Source organism: Cloacibacterium caeni (genome assembly GCF_907163105.1).
Classification (GTDB): Bacteria; Bacteroidota; Bacteroidia; order Flavobacteriales; family Weeksellaceae; genus Cloacibacterium; species Cloacibacterium caeni_A.
In genome coordinates this window covers 804294-825081 of record NZ_OU015321.1, presented here as the reverse complement: position 1 = coordinate 825081, position 20788 = coordinate 804294, and the positions used below count along the sequence as shown (strand labels likewise).

15 protein-coding genes are annotated in these 20788 nt (G+C 29.7%); 5 read left to right on the top strand and 10 right to left on the bottom strand.

Annotated elements, in window-relative coordinates; all coding sequences use genetic code 11:
* The first annotated feature begins 154 nt into the window (after positions 1-154).
* From KKQ76_RS03855 to KKQ76_RS03845, 3 genes are all read left to right on the top strand, one after another.
* Positions 155-1918 (top strand): helix-turn-helix domain-containing protein, encoded by a 1764-nt coding sequence (locus KKQ76_RS03855; RefSeq protein ID WP_213195904.1) that lies wholly within the window; start codon positions 155-157, stop codon positions 1916-1918.
* Positions 1919-2183: 265 nt separating this feature from the next.
* Positions 2184-3902, top strand: a complete 1719-nt coding sequence (locus KKQ76_RS03850; RefSeq protein ID WP_213195903.1) for a helix-turn-helix domain-containing protein — start codon at positions 2184-2186, stop codon at positions 3900-3902.
* 263 nt (positions 3903-4165) lie between these two features.
* Entirely contained in the window at positions 4166-5884 is a 1719-nt protein-coding gene (locus KKQ76_RS03845; RefSeq protein ID WP_213195902.1) for a helix-turn-helix domain-containing protein, read from the top strand.
* Here the strand turns inward: KKQ76_RS03845 and KKQ76_RS03840 are convergent.
* The 6 genes from KKQ76_RS03840 to KKQ76_RS03815 form a co-directional block, all read right to left on the bottom strand.
* Positions 5865-6842 (bottom strand): polyprenyl synthetase family protein, encoded by a 978-nt coding sequence (locus KKQ76_RS03840; RefSeq protein ID WP_213195901.1) that lies wholly within the window; start codon positions 6840-6842, stop codon positions 5865-5867. The genes KKQ76_RS03845 and KKQ76_RS03840 overlap by 20 nt on opposite strands.
* 97 nt (positions 6843-6939) lie before the next feature.
* The gene (locus KKQ76_RS03835) at positions 6940-7797 is read right to left on the bottom strand and encodes a hypothetical protein (RefSeq protein WP_213195900.1); all 858 of its coding nucleotides are present in this window, start codon (positions 7795-7797) and stop codon (positions 6940-6942) included.
* A 186-nt stretch (positions 7798-7983) separates the two neighbouring features.
* Positions 7984-9021, bottom strand: coding sequence for a 23S rRNA (adenine(2503)-C(2))-methyltransferase RlmN (rlmN, locus tag KKQ76_RS03830; RefSeq protein ID WP_213197459.1), 1038 nt, complete (start codon positions 9019-9021; stop codon positions 7984-7986).
* Between the two features lie 93 nt (positions 9022-9114).
* Entirely contained in the window at positions 9115-10164 is a 1050-nt protein-coding gene (gene queA / locus KKQ76_RS03825; RefSeq protein ID WP_213195899.1) for a tRNA preQ1(34) S-adenosylmethionine ribosyltransferase-isomerase QueA, read from the bottom strand.
* 96 nt (positions 10165-10260) lie between these two features.
* The gene (locus KKQ76_RS03820; RefSeq protein ID WP_213195898.1) at positions 10261-10893 is read right to left on the bottom strand and encodes a hypothetical protein; all 633 of its coding nucleotides are present in this window, start codon (positions 10891-10893) and stop codon (positions 10261-10263) included.
* The gene (locus tag KKQ76_RS03815; protein WP_213195897.1) at positions 10890-11378 is read right to left on the bottom strand and encodes a DNA-deoxyinosine glycosylase; all 489 of its coding nucleotides are present in this window, start codon (positions 11376-11378) and stop codon (positions 10890-10892) included. Before KKQ76_RS03815 ends, KKQ76_RS03820 begins: the two co-directional genes overlap by 4 nt.
* A 62-nt stretch (positions 11379-11440) precedes the next feature.
* On the opposite strand from KKQ76_RS03815, the gene KKQ76_RS03810 reads away from it, so the two are divergent.
* Positions 11441-11668, top strand: coding sequence for a hypothetical protein (locus tag KKQ76_RS03810; RefSeq protein ID WP_213195896.1), 228 nt, complete (start codon positions 11441-11443; stop codon positions 11666-11668).
* A gap of 21 nt (positions 11669-11689) precedes the next feature.
* Here KKQ76_RS03810 and KKQ76_RS03805 read toward each other — a convergent pair whose 3' ends face one another.
* From KKQ76_RS03805 to KKQ76_RS03790, 4 genes are all read right to left on the bottom strand, one after another.
* Positions 11690-13681, bottom strand: a complete 1992-nt coding sequence (locus tag KKQ76_RS03805) for a S9 family peptidase (protein ID WP_213195895.1) — start codon at positions 13679-13681, stop codon at positions 11690-11692.
* 64 nt (positions 13682-13745) lie between these two features.
* Entirely contained in the window at positions 13746-14279 is a 534-nt protein-coding gene (locus tag KKQ76_RS03800; RefSeq protein WP_213195894.1) for a DUF1697 domain-containing protein, read from the bottom strand.
* A gap of 31 nt (positions 14280-14310) precedes the next feature.
* Complete coding sequence (locus tag KKQ76_RS03795; RefSeq protein ID WP_213195893.1) at positions 14311-15801, bottom strand: LTA synthase family protein; 1491 nt, start codon at positions 15799-15801, stop codon at positions 14311-14313.
* A gap of 125 nt (positions 15802-15926) precedes the next feature.
* Positions 15927-19412, bottom strand: coding sequence for a glycosyltransferase family 117 protein (locus tag KKQ76_RS03790; RefSeq protein WP_213195892.1), 3486 nt, complete (start codon positions 19410-19412; stop codon positions 15927-15929).
* A gap of 271 nt (positions 19413-19683) precedes the next feature.
* On the opposite strand from KKQ76_RS03790, the gene KKQ76_RS03785 reads away from it, so the two are divergent.
* Positions 19684-20721: a PLP-dependent cysteine synthase family protein gene (locus KKQ76_RS03785; protein WP_213195891.1), complete on the top strand. Its 1038-nt coding sequence runs from the start codon at positions 19684-19686 to the stop codon at positions 20719-20721.
* Positions 20722-20788: the final 67 nt, after the last annotated feature.

Genomic DNA, 20788 nt, shown 5'->3' with positions numbered 1-20788 from the left:
ATATCAACATTATGCCTAAAGTCAAATTTTAGAACCTTCAATTCAAAAAAAATCAATGTAAAAACAAAAATTTTTGTTAGTGATTTAAAAAAAATTGATGTATTATTGTAAATATTTTTTTCATAACGTCTAATTTTCCTTTTATAAATAAGCAATGAGCTTTTATTTAAAATATATTTTTAGCTTTAGTTTTAGTTTAGCATTTACTATACTATTAAATGCGCAATTGACTAAAAATTATGACAAAATAGAAGTTAAAATTACATCAATTAGTAATAATCCCCCAAAAATGTGGAAGCTTATCTATCACTACATAGATGAAACAAAAAAAAACAAGAATGAAGAGGGGCTACTTAATGCTTATAAAATTGCAAGTGTTTATGCGAAACATCCCAAAAACTTTAAATATGCAGATAGTGCATTAAATGTTGCAAAAAAATCACAAAATGCTAAACTCCTAACAATAGCTTATCTTAATAGAGGCATTATATATATGGATGAATCAAAACATCAAAAAGCATTAGATGATATTTTGATAGCCAATCAATATTCATTAAAAATTGATGATGAATATTTTAATAATAAAACAAAATACTATATGGCCCAAAATAAAATTTATCTTGGCCTGTATGAAGAAGCAAATGTAGAATTAAGTTCATGTATGAATTATTTTAAAGAAAACTTAAATAATTCCCAGTATGGAAAAGATTACCAACAATTCTATATATATTCTATGATGAGTTACATAGATACCAATACAAGAATTGGAAAACAAATTGAAAACACAACACTAATAAAAGAAATCATTAATTATCTAAATAAAAATAAATTAGAAAATTATATTCCATATTTCATTTCATCTGAAGGTACAGACGCTTATTATTTAGGAAATTATAATTTAGCCATAACAAAACTTAGTCAATCATTACGCCTTTACAATGATTATTGGCCACATTTTGTAGAAGTTTTTTATCTAGGAATGTCTAATTGGAAATTAGGAAAAACTGATGTAGCAGTTAAATATTTTGAAGAAATTGATAAAGATTATAATGAAACTAAAAAATTAGATCCACAATTCAGACCTGCTTATGAATTATTAATTAAGTATAATGACTCCATTGGTAATAGAGATAAACAATTGGAATATATCAATAAATTAATGGCTCTTGATAGAAATTACGAAAAAAATTACAAATATCTATTTTCTAAAATTAATAAAGAATACGACACCAAAAAACTCATTATTGAAAAAAATAAAATTGAAAACTCTTTAAAAACACAAAGAACAATAATAAGTACTATTTTACTTTTTGCTATTTTAGCTACATTATTTTTTTGGAATAGATACAATTCCTTACAAAAAATATATAAAGAAAAATTTGAAAAAATTATTTCAGAAATTCCAAATAAAAATAAAGAACCAGAAGAGAAAGTAAATGAAGTAGATATAGCAGAAGAAGTATTTAGCAATAGTGAACTAAATATTAATTTTCCTAAACCTAAAAATTCTATTGATTTAGAATATTATAATAAAATACCTGGTCTAAATCCTTTAATTGTAGAAAATATTTTAAATAAACTAGATGATTTTGAAAAAGGAAATAAATTCCTAGATAATCAAGTCTCTAAAGGATTATTAAGTGAAATTTTAAATACTAATTCTACCTACTTGTCAAGAATAATAAATGTATATAAAGGCAAAAATGTGAGTATTTATATCAATGATTTAAGACTTGAATATTTAATTAGCCTAATGAAAATTGATGCAAAATATCTTAATATGGATGTCAAAGAATTAGCATTACTATCTGGATTCACTAATACACAGAATTTTTCTGATAATTTCCAACGAAAATTTGAGATTAAACCTTCTTACTTTATTAAGATGATGAAGGAAAATATTAAAACTCATTCTTAAAAAACATCTAAATAAAAAAACTTCAACATTTTCATGTTGAAGCTCCCTTTGAAGAAGAACTTTACTATTCTTAATAGTAATGTTTTTTTTGGTCATTAAATCTTACCTCTTTTTATTGTGTTTTAAGATGAAACAAAACTACTCTTTTCATTATTTCCTTACTAAAAACTGAACTCGGAATTCATAAAAATCAACCGGGATTTTTTGAAAAAATATCATATTTCTTATTCCAATTTTTTGTTTTATCATTGTAAAAAAACTAAAATTGGAAATCTATAAACATAAACACCTAATTATCAAACATTTAACAATAGCACTTTTATTTTTGTTCCACATTCAGTTAAATGCTCAAGGAAAAAAATTAGAAGATTTATCTTTTTTAGAATTAGAAAAAAAAATTGATAGTTCTTATAACAGAAAGGAAGAATTGTGGATATATATAAATCATTATATAAAAAAATCTAAAGAAGAAAAAAATGATGAAGCATTAATTTACGCTTATAGATATGCAAGTGGTTACTCTGTATTTCCTGAAAATTTAAAATATTCAGATAGTATACTATTTATAGCTCAAAAAAATAAAAATAAAAAACTAATTACAGAGTCATTAATTAATAGATCCTACACACTTATGGATAATTTTATGCATAAGGAAGCTTTAAAATATATTATTCAGGCACATAATGTAGCATCTAAAATTGGAGATTATTATTTGATTAATAAGTCAAAATATTTTATTGCTCAAAATAAAATTTATTTAGGCTTAAATTCAGAAGCTAATAAAGAATTAAAGTCTTGTGTAAAATACTTTAGATCAAATCTAAAAGAAAATAAATTGGGGGTTGATAATGAATTATTCTATATGTATTCTCTTTTGTCATTAATTGACTCAAATAGCAAAATTAAAAATCACAAAGAAAACGTTTCTCTATTAAATGAAGCTTTCAATTACATTAAAAAGAAAAATTTAAAAGAATATTATCCTTATTTTGTTTCATCATTGGGAACTGAAGCATATTATAATAATAACTTTCTTTCAGCAATTAAATATTTACAAAAATCTTTAGATTCTTATAATGACCAATGGCAACACTACACAGAAATTTTCTACATAGGCTTGTCTTATTGGAAATTAGGAAACAAAAAAGAAGCTGTAAAATATTTCGAGAAATTAGACAAAGAATATTATATAGGAGTAAATAAAAATCCTCAATATAGACCTGCCTATGAATTACTTATAGAATACTACGCTTCTAAAAATAACACAGATAAGCAACTCGAATACATTAATAAATTAATGTCTCTAGATAAATCCTACGAAAAGAACTACAAATATCTTTTTGCCAAAATTCATAAAGAATATGATTCTCAGAAGCTTATTGACGAGAAAAATAGTATTGAAAACAGCTTAAAAATTCATCAATACCTCACACTTTTTGTAATCATTATCAGCATTGTTTTGATTTCGTTTTCTACATATAAATATTTCCAAATGCAAAGGAAATATAAAGAACGTTTTGAGCAAATCATTTCAAAAAATACAGAAATTGAGAAAATCCCAGTTACTATTGTTGAAAAAAGTAAAACAATAACTCCTAAAATCGCTGGACTTAGTGAATCCACTGTTGCATATATTCTAGAACAGCTAGATATTTTCGAAAAAGAACAACAATTTCTGGATTCTAAAATCACTCAAAAATTACTCAGTGAAAAATTGGGAACCAATCCTACTTATCTTTCCAAAATTATTAATGCTTATAAAGGGAAAAATTTCAGTAATTACCTCAATGATTTAAGGTTAGAATATATTGTAGAATTACTCAAAACAGAGCATCAATTTTTAGAAAAAGAAATTAAAGAATTGGCAAATATTGCAGGATTTACAAATGCAGAAGCATTTTCTGATAATTTCCAAAGAAAATTTGAAATTAAACCTTCGTACTTCATTAAAATGATGAAGGAAAATATTAAAACACATTCTTAAAAACATCTAAATAAAAAAACTTCAACATTTTCATGTTGAAGTCCCCTTGAAGAAATACTTTACTATTCGGAATAGTAATGTTTTTTTTGGTCATTAAATCTTACCTCTTTTTATTGTGTTTTAAGATGAAACAAAACTACTCTTTTCATTATTTCCTTACTAAAAACTGAACTCGGAATTCATAAAAATCAACCGGGATTTTTTGAAAAAATATCATATTTCTTATTCCAATTTTTTGTTTTATCATTGTAGAAAAGTGAAAAGTGAAAACAAAAACCAATAACTATCTAATAATCAAAAACTTATTTCTTACAGTTCTGTTTTTTTTCCAAATCTCAGTAAACGCTCAAGAAAAAAAATTAGAAGATTTATCTTTTTTAGAATTAGAACATAAAATTGATAGTTTAAATTCTTCTAACCAAAATGCTTTGCCATTAATTAAATATTATATTAAAAAATCCAAAAAAGAAAATAATCTTCAAGCCTTATTTTATGCTTACAGATATTCTAGCAAAGCAAATAAATATAATTTAGCAAGTAAATATGTAGATAGTGCAATAATAGTTGCTAAAAAAACTAAGAATAACGAACTTATTTCTGATGCTTTACTCAATAAAGGTGTTTTTCTTATGGATCATTTTCAATATGAGCCCGCATTAAATTTTATTTTAAAGGCAAAAGAATACTTAAATAATGTAAAAAATGATTACATCAATCATAAGACTCTATATTATATTGCCCAAAATAGAATAATATTAGGACAGTATAATGAAGCAAAAAAGGATTTAGTAGAATGTGTTAATTTTTTCAGAAGTAATGAAATCAATGAACTAGGAGATGATTATGAAATATACTACAGCTATTCTCTTATGAGTTTAATTGATTGTAATACAAAACTTAAAAAAAATTCAGAAAATATAACTTTACTTAAAGAAGCATATGAATTCATAAATAAAAACAATGCAAAATATTTAATACCATATTTTATTTCTTGCGAAGGAACTGATGCTTATTATCTTAAAAACTATTCTGTAGCAATTAATAAACTTAAAAAAGCACAGCATTTATACCAAGACAATTGGCCTCACTATACAGAAATTTTCTACATAGGAATGTCTTATTGGAAATTAAGAAATAAAAAAGAAGCTGTAAAATATTTCGAAAAATTAGACAAAGAATATCACAAAGACAAAAATCAAGATCCTCAGTTCAGACCTGCCTATGAATTACTTATAGAATATTACGCTTCTAAAAATAACACAGATAAGCAACTCGAATACATTAATAAATTAATGTCTCTAGATAAATCCTACGAAAAGAACTACAAATATCTTTTTGCCAAAATTCATAAAGAATATGATACAAAAAAATTGATTGACGAGAAAAACAGTATTGAAAATAGCTTAAAAATTCATCAATACCTCACGCTTTTCATAATTATATTAAGTATACTGATTATTTCTTTTTCTACTTATAAATATTTCCAAATGCAAAGGAAATATAAAGAGCGTTTTGAACAAATCATATCAAAAAATACAGAAATAGAGAAAATCCCAGTTACAATTGTTGAAGAGAATAAAACTGTAATTCCAAAAATCACGGGACTTAGTGAATCAACCATTACATACATACTAGAACAGCTAGAAATTTTCGAAAAGGAACAACAATTTCTGGATTATAAAATCACTCAAAAATTACTCAGTGAAAAACTGGGAACCAACCCAACTTATCTATCTAAAATTATTAATGTTTATAAAGAGAAAAATTTTAGTAATTATCTCAATGACTTAAGATTAGAATATATTGTGGAATTGCTCAAAACAGAACATAAATACTTAAATAGAGACATCAAAGAATTAGCAAATATTGCAGGATTTACGAATGCAGAAGCATTTTCGGATAACTTCCAGAGAAAATTTGAGATTAAACCTTCGTATTTCATTAAAATGATGAAGGAAAATATTAAAACTTCCTCTCTATAACGTAATCAAGCATCAAATTAAGAGAATGTTTCGCTTCAGAATCAGGGAATTCTGCAAGGATATCTTTTGCTTTTTGCTGAAAATCTTTCATCACTCCAATTGCATAATCCAATCCTCCAGATTTTTTCACAAATTCTATCAGCTCTTTTACGCGTTTTTGGTCGTTATTATATCTCTTAATAGTATTGAAGTAGTACTTTCTATCAGCTTCATTCGCCGTTTTTAAAGTATGAATAAGTGGCAAAGTCATCTTTTGCTCTTTTATGTCAATCCCAACTGGTTTTCCAATTATATTTTTAGAAAGATAATCAAACAAATCGTCTTTGATTTGGAACGCCATTCCCGTATAAGTACCGAAATCCTGCATTTTTTTGGCTAAAACTTCATCAGCACCATTAGACAAAACGCCTACTTCGCAACAAGCAGCAATAAGTGTAGCCGTTTTTTGACGAATAATTTCGTAGTAAACGTCTTCTGTAATGTCTAATTTTCTAGCTTTTTCTAACTGAAGCAACTCTCCTTCAGACATTTCTCTGATGGTTCTAGAAATAACAGCCAATAAATCAAAATCTTTATTATCAGTAGAAAGTAAAACTGACTTAGAAAGCAAATAATCACCTACTAAAACTGCAATTTTATTTTTCCATAAAGCATTGATAGAAAAGAAATTACGACGTTTAAAACTTTCGTCTACTACGTCATCATGAACCAAAGTAGCGGTGTGAATCAACTCAATCATAGAAGCGCCTCGAAACGTCTTTTCGTTTACATTTCCTACCAATTGAGCGGTAAGAAATACAAACATTGGTCGCATTTGCTTTCCTTTGGTGGTTACAATAAAACGAGTAACTTTATCAAGCAAAGGAACTCTGCTTTGCATTGATTCATAAAACTTTTGTTCAAAAAGTTTCATTTCTTCGTTAATCGGCTTCTTGATTTCTTCTACGATGTTTGACACGCTATTAATGGAATGATTATTGACAATAATTATAAAATCATACAAATATAATTAATTAAAACTATACTTACATAATCCGTTGAAAGCAATAAAAAAATTATTTTAACTTTTCAAAAGGAATAAAATACAAACGCTGTTTTACACTGAAAATAAACTTAGAAAAATCTTCATTAGAAATGTAAATTCCATCTTTATTCACTGCAATTCCTTCTACTTGACCTATCGAAAGAAAAGAACCTAACTTATACTTTTTCAATGGTTTAGAGAAAAATAATCCTTCAGAATTTTCCTCAAAAATCATCAAATACACTTTCGCTTTTCTGGTGTAACCTACCACATATAATTTCCCTTGAAAATAAGCAGCATCTGTAATGACAAATCCTGCATGAAAAGACTCTAAACTTACAAGTGATTGATTTTCTGAATTTTGTAAATCAATAGTATAATGAGAAATATTTTTAGAACTCCATTCTTTCGAAAAAACATGAATTTTTTCATTGAGGAAAATCATGGCTTCTGCATCAAAATTATGAGAAAGATATCGCGTAGAAAAATCGTCTTGTGCAGAATAATTAAAGGAATTTTTAGAATAATTTCCCTGAAAATCAGTTTTATAAATAGCTAAATCTTTTCGATTTCCTGCATTATTCCCGAAATCGCCTATATAAAAATTTTCACCATCACTGGTCATCGCTTCCCAATCTTTATTCGGAAAATTAATTTTCAGTTTTGATAAAATTTTACCCGAATTTTTATCAATTTCAAAAATCTCATTGGTATTGCCACCATCATTCAAAGTGTAGAGTTTATCTTTAAGAAAAGTGAGACCAGAAGTTTCTTTCAAAGAATCTGATAACGTGGCAATTTTGTATTTCCTAAGAGCTAACTTTTCTGTTTTTTGAGAAAAAGAATGAAGTGAAATTAGAAAAGAAAGAAAAAACAACAACTTTTTCATAAAATAAATTAAGATTGCTACCGCTTAAAAAATAAAATCTTAAAACTTTATTATTTTTATTTTAAAAGATTTTTTTATAATTATTCTCGCTGATTTTGCTGATTCGGCAGATTTAAACAATAAAAAATTAGCAAAATTTGCTTAATCTGCGAGATACTAGACTTGAAATTTAATTAAAACATCAAATTATTCTCCAGAATTTTTGTTGGCCAATTGTCCACAAGCAGCATCAATGTCTCCACCTCTACTTCTTCTCACCAAAGCAGTAATTCCCGCTTTTTCTAATTCACGAACATATTTTTCTTCGGCTTCTATACTTCTATGGTCAAATTTCCCTTCGCCAATTGGATTATATTGAATCAAATTCACTTTACAAGGAACTTGTTTACAATATTTAATTAAGGCTTTTATATCTTCGTCGCCATCATTAATCCCTTTCCAAACACAATATTCAAAGGTGATTCTGCTTCCAGTTTTATCATACCAATATTGCATCGCTTCCATAATTTCTGTTAACGGAAATTTAGTAGAAAAAGGCATAATTTCATTTCTTTTATGCTCTATTGCTGAGTGAAGAGAAAGCGCTAATTTGACTTTTAGATTTTCATCAGCTAGCATTTTCATCATTTTTGGAATTCCAGACGTAGAAACGGTAATTCTTCGTGCAGACATTCCCAAACCGTCTTCTTGAGTAATTTTTCTGATGGCATCTACTACGTTTTTATAGTTCATCATAGGCTCTCCCATTCCCATAAAAACGATGTTTGATAAAGGTCTGTCAAAATATAATTTGCTTTGCTTATCAATCAGTGCAACTTGGTCTACAATTTCGGCAACTTCTAAATTTCTCATTCTTTTGAGTTTTGCAGTTGCACAAAATTCACAGTTTAGACTACAACCTACTTGAGATGAAACACAAGCAGTAGTTCTAGATTCTGTAGGAATAAGAACAGATTCTACCAAAAGTCCATCATGGAGTTTTACTCCATTTTTGATGGTTCCATCTTTAGATTTTTGCAATAAATCTACAGAAATAGGATTAATGGTGAATTCTTGAGAAATTTTTTCTCTCAACTCTTTAGAAAGGTTGGTCATTTCATCTATCGAATGTAGATTTTTAGACCATAACCAATCATAAACCTGTTTCGCACGAAAAGGTTTTTCGCCAAGAGTGACAAAATATTCTTTGAGTTGTTCTAAACTTAATGTTCTGATGTCTTTCATATAAAAAAGTCTCGCAGATCCAGCAAATTTAGCAGATTTTAATTCATCTGCAATATCAGCCAAATCTGCGAGAAAATTATTTTAAAATTAATCTTACAAAATCAACATTGCGTCTCCGTAAGAATAGAATTTGTATTCATTTTTCACAGCTTCTTCATAAGCGTGCATAATAAAATCTGTTCCTGCAAAAGCTGCAATCATCATAATTAATGTAGATTTTGGCGTGTGGAAATTGGTAATCATAGCGTTTGCTACCCCAAAATCATAAGGTGGATAAATGAATTTATTGGTCCAACCTTGATAAGCAGAAAGTTTTTTATTTGAAGAAACTGAAGTCTCCAAAGCTCTCATTGTAGTAGTTCCTACCGCGCAAATTCTTCTGTTTTCATCAGCTGCTTTGTTAATTATATTAGCAGTTTTTTCGTCGATAATTGCTTCTTCACACTCCATTTTGTGCTTAGAAAGATCTTCTACTTCAATTGGATTAAATGTTCCTAAACCTACGTGAAGTGTAACTTCTGCAAAGTTAATTCCTTTGATTTCTAGACGCTTCATTAAGTGCTTAGAAAAGTGTAAACCTGCAGTTGGAGCTGCTACTGCACCTTCTATTTTAGCATAAATAGTTTGATATCTTTCTGCATCTTCTGGTTCTACTTCTCTTTTGATGTATTTAGGAAGTGGAGTTTCTCCCAATTCTTTTAATTTAGCACGAAATTCTTCGTAAGAACCGTCAAATAAAAATCTTAGAGTTCTACCTCTAGAAGTAGTATTGTCAATTACTTCTGCTACTAAAGATTCATCTTCTGTAAAGAAAAGTTTGTTCCCAATTCTAATTTTACGAGCTGGATCTACTAATACGTCCCAAACTCTGGTTTCTTTATCAAGTTCTCTTAATAAGAAAACTTCGATTTTAGCACCAGTTTTTTCTTTGTTTCCGTATAGTCTAGCTGGGAAAACTTTGGTATTGTTAAAGATAAATAAATCGTCTTCGTTAAAATAATCGATTACGTCTTTAAATAGTTTATGTTCAATGGTTTGTGTCTTTCTGTCAAGAACCATTAATCTTGCTTCGTCTCTGTGTTCTGAAGGGTGTTCTGCCAACAAATGTTCTGGCAAGTGAAAATTGAAATCAGATGTTTTCATAAAATTTACGGATTTTATTTAAATTTTTTAAGCCTGCAAATATACGATATGAAAACAGGGGTTGTCAAGTGTTTTGGGAAGTATTTTGAAAAAACACTAGTTAAATTTCAGATTAAGAGCTATTTCTTCACAGTCATCAAACTCAAATAGAAATTTATATCCATTTTTGTAATCTACTTCAGCATATAAAATCCAAAAATTATTTCCATTTAATCTTTCCTTTAAAGAATCGTATATTTTTTTATGAATAATTTGACCTAAATCCATAAACCTAATTTCAATCATTGGAGTTTTTGATTTATATAACTTAAATTTCACTTCTAAATTTGTTTTTTTAGAATCATCATTTACAAAACATTGAACTAGGAACTCATCTTCTGCTAATTCTTTGATTATTATTTTTCCAATTTCTTTTTCACTATAAGTGTAATCAAAAGTTTTCTTATCTAAATAAGAATAATATGGTTTTTCACTGTTTATACGTTGTAAAGCAATAACCTCTTTTAAAGAATTATCCGTTATATAGTAATAAGAATCATCATTTCTTTGATTCATATAATAATTATTGTTGCTAGAATTAAAATAAATATAACTTTTCCATGAATTTTTATTTCCAATTTTTGGACTAATTCTAGTGGAATTACTAACACATTTTTTATCAAATTGATACTCTTGAGAAAAAACAAATAAAGAAAATAGTAAAACGAAAGAAATAAATAGTTTTTTCATGGTAAATAGTTTTTAATTTTTTGCCAAGATAATAATTTTTCTTCATACCTCAAACTTGCATGAGCAGGACTTGTAGATGGTAAAACAATAATTGGCAGATGAAAATCTTTCGGTAGAATTTTTTGCAAATTTTTATAGGATTTTTGTCCGTTGCAGAAAATAGCTTTTATGTTCGGATAATTGTGTAGCAACTCTCCTATTTTATTCGCCTCTTCATTTCGGATTTCTGAATCTAAACTTCCTTTTCTTTCGCAAGTGTCTATCACATCCCAAAGTGCAACGTGGTATTTTTCTAAAATTTTAATTCTTTCGGCATAATCTGTTGTTAATTCTTCATGAAACAATTCACAAATAATTTTCCAAAATTTATTTTGAGGATGTGCGTAATATTGCTTCATTTCCAAAGATTTAATCCCTGGAATAGAGCCTAAAATCAGAATCTTTGATTCGTTATCAATGATTGGAGGAAATGAGGATATCTTCATTTTAAGCAAAAAGTTTTTTTCTAAGTTATATATTATATTTGTTCAAATTTAAATAACAAAATATGAAAAGACCAAATTATTTTTCAGGGCAAAAAGTTATTCTTACAACTTATGCTCAAGGTTTACATGAAGGACAAGAACTAACAATTATCTCACATTCAAATGATGATGAATATGAATGCTCATACATTAAAGGCAATGAAAATTTTTATGAAAATTTTTTCGAAGATGAATTTAGATTAAAAACCAAATATGACGAGTTGAATGAAAATGAAAAAAGTTCAGATTAACTGAACTTTTTATATAATTTTCTACAAAGTTTCTTTCAACCAATCGAAGAATTCTCTTTGCCAAACTAGACCGTTTTGAGGATGTAAAACCCAGTGGTTTTCGTTAGGAAAATAAAGGAATTTAGTTTTCAAACCTTTCATTTTTGCTGCTTGAAAAGCTTCCTGACCTTGTTCATACCCTACTCTGAAATCCAATCCTCCTTGAATCACCATAATTGGCTTATTCCATTGGTCAACAAAATTGATTGGGTTAAAATCGGTATACGCTTTTGGTAAAGGTTTTTCCCAAGGCGAACCTAAATCCCAATTGGCAAACCACAACTCTTCGGTCGTTCCGTACCAAGATTTCATATCAAACAATCCGTCATGAGCAATGAACGTTTTGAATCTATTTTCGTGAACTCCAGCCAACATGAAAACGCTGTAACCACCATAACTTGCACCAACTGCTCCCATTCTATCACCATCTACATAAGGTAAAGTTTTGGCAAAATCTGCCGCTGCTAAATAATCTCTGATTGGTTGTCCTCCCCAATCTTTAGAAATATCTTCGTTCCATTTGGTTCCCCAACCTGGCATTCCTCTTCTATTTGGCGCAACTACGATGTAATCATTTGCAGCCATCAAAGCGAAATTCCAACGAGTAGAGAAAAATTGAGTTAAAGCAGATTGCGGACCTCCTTGACAATATAAAAGTGTAGGATATTTCTTATTTGGGTCAAAATTCGGTGGATAATGGAACCAAACTCCCATTTCTTTACCATCTGAAGTTTTCACCATTTTCAGTTCAGATTTTCCTTGAGATAATTTAGCGTAAGTACTTTCATTTACAGAAGTTAACTGCAACATACTTCCGTCTTTTACATTAACTTTAAATAAATCTGCATTATGATTAATATCTGTTCTGGTTACCAAAATATTTCCGCTTTGGAAGGCAATAATTTCATTCACATCAAAATTACCACCAGAAATTTGCTTCACTTTCCCATCTAAACCGATGTGGAAAAGCTGTTTTACACCTCTGTAAGCAGTAGAAAAATAAATATTTTTAGAATCTGGACTCCATGCTACATCTCCCACTATACTTTCGTCCCAAGATTTAGTAAGATTTGTGATTTTTTTAGAAGCCAAATCCATCACTACAATGTCATTTTTGTCTGCCTCGTAACCATCTCTCGCCATAGATTGCCAAAGCAAAGATTTTCCATCTGGCGAAAACTTAGGGTTTACATCATAACCCATCATTCCTTCTGTCCAGTTTTCGGTTTTACCAGAAGCTAAATCATAAGCGTAAATATCTGTATTGGTGCTGGTTGCATAATCTTTGCCCGATTTTTTCTTACAAACGTATAAAACTTTAGAAGAATCTGGACTCCACACGAAATCTTCGCTTCCGCCATGAGGTTTTTGAGGAGCATCAAAAGGTAAATTTTCTAATAAATCTTTAGCTTTAGCAACATCTTCGCCAACATTGGCAACGAAAACGTGATTATATTTTCCTTCATTCCAAGCATCCCAATGTCTATGGTTAAGGTCTGTATAAATTTGAGCTGTCGTTTTAGGAAGGTCAGAATATTTCTCTTTTCCCAACAATTTTTCTACGTGAACCGACTTACTAAAAGCGATTTTTTTACCATCAGGAGATATGATAATATTGTCTGCATCGCCAATGGTATAAAATTCAGTCCAAGTCAATCCTCTGTCTTTAGAAATGTAGATTTTATCGCCTTCTGAAGCGTAAATTCCGTTTTTGTCCCACTGAATTAAAGATTTTTTACCAAAATCAACTTTAGAAGTTTGATTTTTTGACAAATCGTAGTAAAAGTGTTCTTTATTAGTCTTTTCGGTTTTCAAATCTACTTTTCCTACGCTGTAAAATAGCCCAGATTGAGACGGTTCTACTGCGGTAACCGAGAATTTATTAAGCGTCCAGAGAATTTCTGGCGTCATTACCTGTTGTGCTTTCATAAGGAAAGGTGCTGCTAGAGCGATAATTGTATGTTTTAGTTTCATTTTATAATGATTTTAGCGGTCTAAAATTACTTAAATTTATGGATTAATTTTCTTTGCCTCATTCTTAAAGGATGAAAAATTTATTGACAATTTTTTCGATGGTATTGATATTTCGGCTGGTTAGAATGTTTTTAAAAGATTTCTTTCCCAAAATCTTACCAAACTCACTGTCAAGCGTACTTCCTTTAGGAATTTTCCAATAAAAATTACCGTTGTTTAATTTGGCTTCTTCCTGTTCTTGATGATTGGTTTTTAGAAACTCTTGCATCAAAAGATTTCCGTCTCCCGAATTACAAATAAAACTGTAAATATGTAGATTTTCGTCTTTCTCAAAAGGAGAATTTTCTAAAATTTCTTTCACTTCTTCATCAGTTTTTAAAAACAAAAAAGCTTCGTATTGAAAATGCTCGGAAAGTGATTTTTCCAGTTTTTGTTTTAAATTTTCTGGAACTTCATCAGATTCAAATAAAATATTTCCTGTTGCCAAAACACTAGAAACGTCTTTCATTCCTGCTTTTTTGAAAACATCACAGACTTCTGCCATTTTCATTGCAGTTCCGTTTACGTTTACGCCGCGTAAAAAAGCACAGTATTTCATAGGTTAAGGCAAAGGCAAAGGTTTAGGTTAATTATTTTCTTTCGTAGAGATTATAATCTGTTCCAGAAGGTTTTAATCTGTATATTTTTTCTAAAATTTTATTGTCAGAATTTAAGTGATTTTTAATTCTAAACTCCTTCAACAATCGATAATTTTCTTGATAAAAACTTCCATCTTTTCCTTCAAATAAATTTTTCGGAGCCAATAAGTACTTTGGTTTTCTTTTTTCGACGGTATTTTTCCAATAATTGGCTTTGTCTTTTTTGATTTCAGTTTGAATTTCTTTATCCACCAAACCGACTTCATCTATCGCTTTTAAACCTGAAAAATATGGAATATAACCAGCTGGTTCCAGTAAAATGTATTGATTTTTATCTTTTTCATAGTCTTTCAGAAACAAACCAATGCTTCTTCTGTAATTCCACTCTCCGTTTCCTGTGGCGATAGAATGAATCGTTTGAAAAGCTGCCATCGGTAAAATATAAAAAATGACAAGCAGAGAAATCCACCACAATTTATATGTTTTTTGCTCTAAAACAAATACCAAAATCACTGCAAAAAGCAAAATCTGTGGAACCCAATAATACCAATCAAAATAACTTCTTTGAGAAATAAAAATCAATTGTTTTGTCCAGCCAAAAAGAAAAATAATCCAGATGAAAAGGTTTTTACTTTCTCTCTTCGAAACGATGTATAAAAACGCTAAAAGCTCAAAAACTAGAAGTAAAATCGTGAAAGGATTAAAATCTCCTGGAAGTTTCAGCATTCCCCAGAAATTACCATAATTCATTAGGAAATATTTCCATTGGAGTGCCAAACTCATGTTTTTTGCATACGTCACACTTTTGGCAACAATGGTATTATTTACCAATTCCCCGAAGTAAAACCAGTTGAAACTCATCAAAACGGCAACTCCTAACATTCCACCTAAAATGTAGAACCAACGAATTTTTTTATTCCAAATAATATCGACTAAAAAGACGACACCTAAGAAAATCACTGTATCAATTCTGGTGAAAAGAATGAGAATGGGGAAAAGAATTTGTGCCCAGATTTTATTTTGCTTGAACCCAAAATACAACAAAGACATTTCTAGAAAGAACAGAATTCCGTATTCCATTCCGAGAATTGAAATTTTGATGGAAGGTGGCAAAATACCAAATAAAAAAATAAAAATAGCTTGATGTACAGGATTTTCAAGAATTAATTTTGAAAGAAAGTAGCTACCAATCGTAAACAATAATGAATTGAAAATCAATAATGGGAAAATGAAGTCTTCTTTGCCAAAAATCAGGTTAAAAAAATAAGAAACAAACACATACAAATGCGTAGTAGAAGCAGAAATTTTAGTTTCTCCATTGAAACCAATAACACCGTAATCCAATAAGTTTTGCGCAACTCTCCACGTGATAAAAGCATCTTCCTGAATATGATGCGTGAGCAAAAAAAGAAGTTTTACCAAAACGGTAAAAACTACTGCCAAAAGAGGAAATTTCGCGTACTTCTGTAAAGTTTCAGACATTTTTTCGTGTAAATTTTTACAAATATAGTTTTAAAAAAATCGCTGTCAAAGATTTTAGACTTTCAGTCATAAAAAAATCCGTCAGAAAATTTCTAACGGATTTTATATAGAATTTAATTAAAAAACTAGTTCGTAGCTTTCATCATTTGTCTGGTGATTTCTGCTTCTTTTTCTTTTGGATAAGTAGAATCATAAGGTTTCATTACTTCGAACAAATAAGAATAAAACGGTGTGATTTTTTGTACTTTCTCAGCTTCGTTGAATGCTTTTTCTTTTCCTGCCATTTGCAAATCACTGATGAAGTTTTTAAATCTCTTATCAATCGGTTCGATGGATTTTAACAAGTAATTGTAACCTTTATCTTTTTGACCGATTTTCTTATACGCATCAGAAACTGCTCCTGTTACCAATGAATACAAGATAGGTTGAGCATTCATCTGTTTTTTCACATATTTTTGTTCGTATTTAGAAAGCGACAAATAATAGTCATATTCTTCGAAAATATCTCTTTTTAATTGCTCTGCCAATTGTAATCCTTTTTGTTCTTGACCTGCAACAATATATCCATAAACCATTGCGCTTAAAGAACGTGGGTCATTATATTTGGTAGAAGGAATTTCTCTGCTTGCCAAATCTAAAACTTCGATGGCTTTTGCTTTTTTACCTTCTAAAGTTAATGCTTCTGCAGCTCTACTTGCAGAACTTCTGTAACTTACGATGTTCTGTGTACACGTTTCGTCCATGTGAACATTTAGATTTTTGAAATTGCCCCATTTGTAATTTTTGACAATTTTATATAAATCTTCAGCATCTACTCTTCCCATTTCGCCATCTTCTCTTTCTTCTGTTTTAATAGGAACCAATCTATAACTGAATCCATCAAACTGAAGATATTCTTTCAAATAGAAAATGTTTTCGTCATCATAAATTCCGCCCACTGAGAAATTGATAGGACGTTTCCAATCGAAATTCGCCAAAATATCCATCAAAATATAATTGGCTTTAAACATATTTCCTCTTCTGTAATCTATGGTAATTTGGTCTACTGTATTCGGTAAATCTTTTGCAGAAATGATTCCAGATTTCACGGCATTTGCTTTATTTACAGGTAAAACAAATCTAGAAACAGGTAAGAAATTAAAACGTTCATATTTATCTTCTCCAAAAAGTAATTTTAAAATTTCATCTTTTTCTGGACTTCTTTTTCTTAAGAAATTTACTGCGTCTTTGATGTTCATAGAATCTTGAACCATGTATTTTTTGTAAGGCTCAAATAAACTCTCTGGAACACCAGCATCTACATTATTCTGAATAAAATTTTTCCAATCTTCTGCAGAAAGTAAAACTACTTGATCATTGGTTCCATCTCTGTATTCTTCATGCGTAAGAACTGACGGAACTGGCATTGAATTGTATGTTCTGCGTTTTACTTGGTCAATATTCCAAGGTGTTCCTAGAAGCGTGAAATTCACCACTTTTACATCATCTCTGAATTGCTCTGTTTCTTGTAATCCCCAAATTGGATACGTATCATTATCACCATAAACGAAGAAAATATCATTTTTTGGAAGAGATTTTAATGAAGAATAAGCGAAATCATAAGCAGCATAACGTTCACTTCTATCGTGAGAATTATAATTCTGGAAGCCCATCATTAATGGAACTCCTAATAAAACAATTCCAGTAATCCAAGTAGCTGCATTTGATTTAATTTTTTCTTGTAAATACCAAAGAATTGCTGCAGCTCCGAAACCTATCCAAATTGCAAAGGCGTAAAAACTTCCTACCATTGCATAATCTCTTTCTCTTGGTTCAAAAGGTTTTACACCAGTATAGAAAATAATTCCAAAACTGGTTAACACGAATAAAGAAAGAATTGCCCAAAATCTTCCAAAATCTTTGTTGAACTGGAAAAATGCTCCCAAAAGTCCTAAAATCAATGGTAAAAAGAAGAAATAAACCGTACTTTCATTTTTGAATTTTGCAGGCATATCTTTTTGACTTCCCCATAAATTGTCATCAATTGCAGGAATACCAGAAACCCAGTTTCCATTGGTATTTTCCATGTGACCTTCTAAATCATTCTGTCTTCCTACAAAATTCCACATGAGATATCTTACAAAATAATATCCAATTTGAAATTCTACAAAATAGGTAAGATTCTGTGCTAATGTAGGTCTATGAACCTTGATTAAATCATATTCTCTGGCTTGTTTGTAATCATCAAGCGTGATACTTCCGTTTTCAAATTTTTGTCTTAATTGGTCAAAAACTTCTTTAGCTTGAGGATTATCTGCAATATCTTGATTGTCATAATTGAATTCAAAATCTGGCGCTCCATACATAGAAATGTAATTGCTCATCACGGTTTCATCTTCATTGAACATTCTCGGCATAATGCTTACATGTTCTTTAGAATAAACATAATTGAAACGCTCTCCTACGATATCATAACGACCAGTTTTTTCATTTTTTTCGTAAACATCACCTGTTTTTTGCGTTTTATAACTACCATCATCATTTTTTTCAATACCATAATTGTCTAAATATGCAGTATAGTTTTGTCCGTAAGAAGTTGGCCAATCTCCGTATTGTTCACGATTGTAATAATCTAGCATTCCGATGGCGTTATCTGGATCATTAAGGTTCATTGGCGGATTTGCGTTCGCTCTAATCGGAATGACTAACCAACAAGAAAAACCAATAATCATATAAATTACTGATAGTGCGATGGTTTGATATAATTTGCTTTTAGATTTTCTAGCATAAGAAATTCCTACATACATTAGAGCAAACAAAATGATAAATGCTGCAATTGTTCCTGAATGGAAAGGTAAACCTAACCCATTAACAAAGAAAATTTCAGATTTACCGAAAAGACTCATGATAATTGGGAAAATCCCTTTGAAAACTACTGCTAGAATGAAAAGTGTCACCAAATTAGCGATGATAAAACTCTTCCATGTAAATTCATAATTTCTAGCGTAATACATCAAACAAACGGCTGGAACTGCTAACATCACCATCATGTGAACTCCTACAGAAAGTCCTGTAATGAAGAAAATTAGAATGAGCCAACGTTCATTATCACTGTCATGATATTCGTTTTCCCATTTCGTAATGAGCCAAACCAAAAGTGCAATAAACATAGATGACATAGAATAAACCTCTCCTTCTACCGCAGAAAACCAAAAGGTATCTGAAAAAGTAAAAGCTAAAGCACCAATGACACCAGCAAATAGAATGGCAATTTCGTCTGAAACAGTTACGTCTTCGAAGTCTTTATTTAAAAGTCTTCTTACAAAATGCGTAATTGTCCAAAATAAAAATAATATGGTGAATGCACTAAATAGTGCAGACATAGCATTGATAATTACAGAATATTTAGAACCATCTCCGAAGCCAAAAATAGCTGCAACAGCACCCATTAATTGAAATAATGCAGCACCAGGAGCGTGAGTAACTTCTAATTTTACAGCAGATGAAATGTATTCTCCACAATCCCAAAAACTAAAATTAGGTTCAATAGTAGATAAATAGGTGAAAAATGCGATTGCAAAAACCACCCAACCTAAAATGGTATTCCATTTTTTGAAAGTCCAATTCTTCATAGAAATTTTTAAAAATTTACAATGTTGCGAAATTAAGTTTTTTTATTCTGATATTTTCTAAAACATAGATTTATTAAGAATATTTTAAGAAAAAAAATGAAAAAATAAATTTAAACATTTGTTTGGCTTAAAATTTGGTAAAGAATTGAACAAAAAACATGAAAAAAATCATTTCTATTTGCTTTCCGTTCAAAATGTTAGGACAAAATGATAAATTTATTTGATTTTTTTCTTATTTTTGCAATCGGTTTTTTAGAGAAAAATGAAGAAAATGACGAACGTTTTTGATAATATTCTCGGGTTAATTGGTAATACTCCAATGGTGAAACTTAATGAAGTAACTAAGGATATTCCAGCAAAAGTTTATGCTAAAATAGAATCTTTTAATCCGGGGCATTCTACTAAAGATAGAATCGCGCTTCACATTATAGAAGCTGCCGAAAGAAAAGGTCTTTTAACTCCTGGTGCTACTATCGTAGAAACCACTTCTGGAAATACGGGCTTTTCTATCGCTATGGTAAGTATTATAAAAGGATACAAATGTATTCTTTCTGTAAGTGATAAAACCAAGCCAGAAAAAATTGCTTATCTTAAAGCTTTGGGTGCTACTGTATACGTTTGTCCTGCTTCTGTTCCTGCAGACGATCCTCGCTCTTATTATGAAGTAGCGAAAAAAATTGCAGCAGAAACACCAAATTCTATTTACATCAATCAATATTTTAACGAGCTGAATATAGACGCACATTATTCTTCTACTGGTCCAGAAATTTGGGAACAGACAAAAGGAAAAATCACTCATCTTTTTGCTTGTACAGGAACTGGTGGAACACTTTCTGGTTCTGCTAAATTTTTAAAAGAAAAAAATCCTGATATCAAAATTATTGGTGTAGATGCAGATGGTTCTATCCTAAAAACCTATCACGAAACAGGTGAAATAGACCCTTCTGAAATTCATTCATACCAAATTGAAGGATTAGGAAAAAATCTTATTCCATCCGCTTTACTTTTTGACAGAATAGACCATTTTGTGAGAGTAAATGATGAAATGAGTGCTTATTGTACTAGAGAAATTGCTCTTAAAGAAGCGATTATGGGTGGTTATACTACAGGAGCTGTTTTACAAGCCCTTAGACAATATGCTCATGCAAATCCTTTCTCAGAAAACGATTTAGTAGTATTAATTTTCCCTGACCATGGCTCTAGATATATCACCAAAGTATACAGTGATAAATGGATGGAAGAACAAGGATTCATCAATAATTGTGTCCATAATTACGAAGAAGTTTTTAAAACAGAATACATTAAATAAAAATAGAATTCAGATGTCCTTCTTGGCATCTGATTTTTTTAAAATTTAAAATACAAATCTACAATAT

What these genes read in the sequence shown, in the direction of transcription:
- KKQ76_RS03855 (WP_213195904.1), top strand. Translation starts at nt 155, where the DNA reads ATGAGCTTTTATTTAAAATATATTTTTAGCTTTAGTTTTAGTTTAGCA.
- KKQ76_RS03835 (WP_213195900.1), bottom strand. Translation starts at nt 7,797, where the DNA reads ATGAAAAAGTTGTTGTTTTTTCTTTCTTTTCTAATTTCACTTCATTCT.
- rlmN (WP_213197459.1), bottom strand. Translation starts at nt 9,021, where the DNA reads ATGAAAGACATCAGAACATTAAGTTTAGAACAACTCAAAGAATATTTT.
- queA (WP_213195899.1), bottom strand. Translation starts at nt 10,164, where the DNA reads ATGAAAACATCTGATTTCAATTTTCACTTGCCAGAACATTTGTTGGCA.
- KKQ76_RS03820 (WP_213195898.1), bottom strand. Translation starts at nt 10,893, where the DNA reads ATGAAAAAACTATTTATTTCTTTCGTTTTACTATTTTCTTTATTTGTT.
- KKQ76_RS03815 (WP_213195897.1), bottom strand. Translation starts at nt 11,378, where the DNA reads ATGAAGATATCCTCATTTCCTCCAATCATTGATAACGAATCAAAGATT.
- KKQ76_RS03810 (WP_213195896.1), top strand. Translation starts at nt 11,441, where the DNA reads ATGAAAAGACCAAATTATTTTTCAGGGCAAAAAGTTATTCTTACAACT.
- KKQ76_RS03805 (WP_213195895.1), bottom strand. Translation starts at nt 13,681, where the DNA reads ATGAAACTAAAACATACAATTATCGCTCTAGCAGCACCTTTCCTTATG.
- KKQ76_RS03800 (WP_213195894.1), bottom strand. Translation starts at nt 14,279, where the DNA reads ATGAAATACTGTGCTTTTTTACGCGGCGTAAACGTAAACGGAACTGCA.
- KKQ76_RS03795 (WP_213195893.1), bottom strand. Translation starts at nt 15,801, where the DNA reads ATGTCTGAAACTTTACAGAAGTACGCGAAATTTCCTCTTTTGGCAGTA.
- KKQ76_RS03790 (WP_213195892.1), bottom strand. Translation starts at nt 19,412, where the DNA reads ATGAAGAATTGGACTTTCAAAAAATGGAATACCATTTTAGGTTGGGTG.
- KKQ76_RS03785 (WP_213195891.1), top strand. Translation starts at nt 19,684, where the DNA reads ATGACGAACGTTTTTGATAATATTCTCGGGTTAATTGGTAATACTCCA.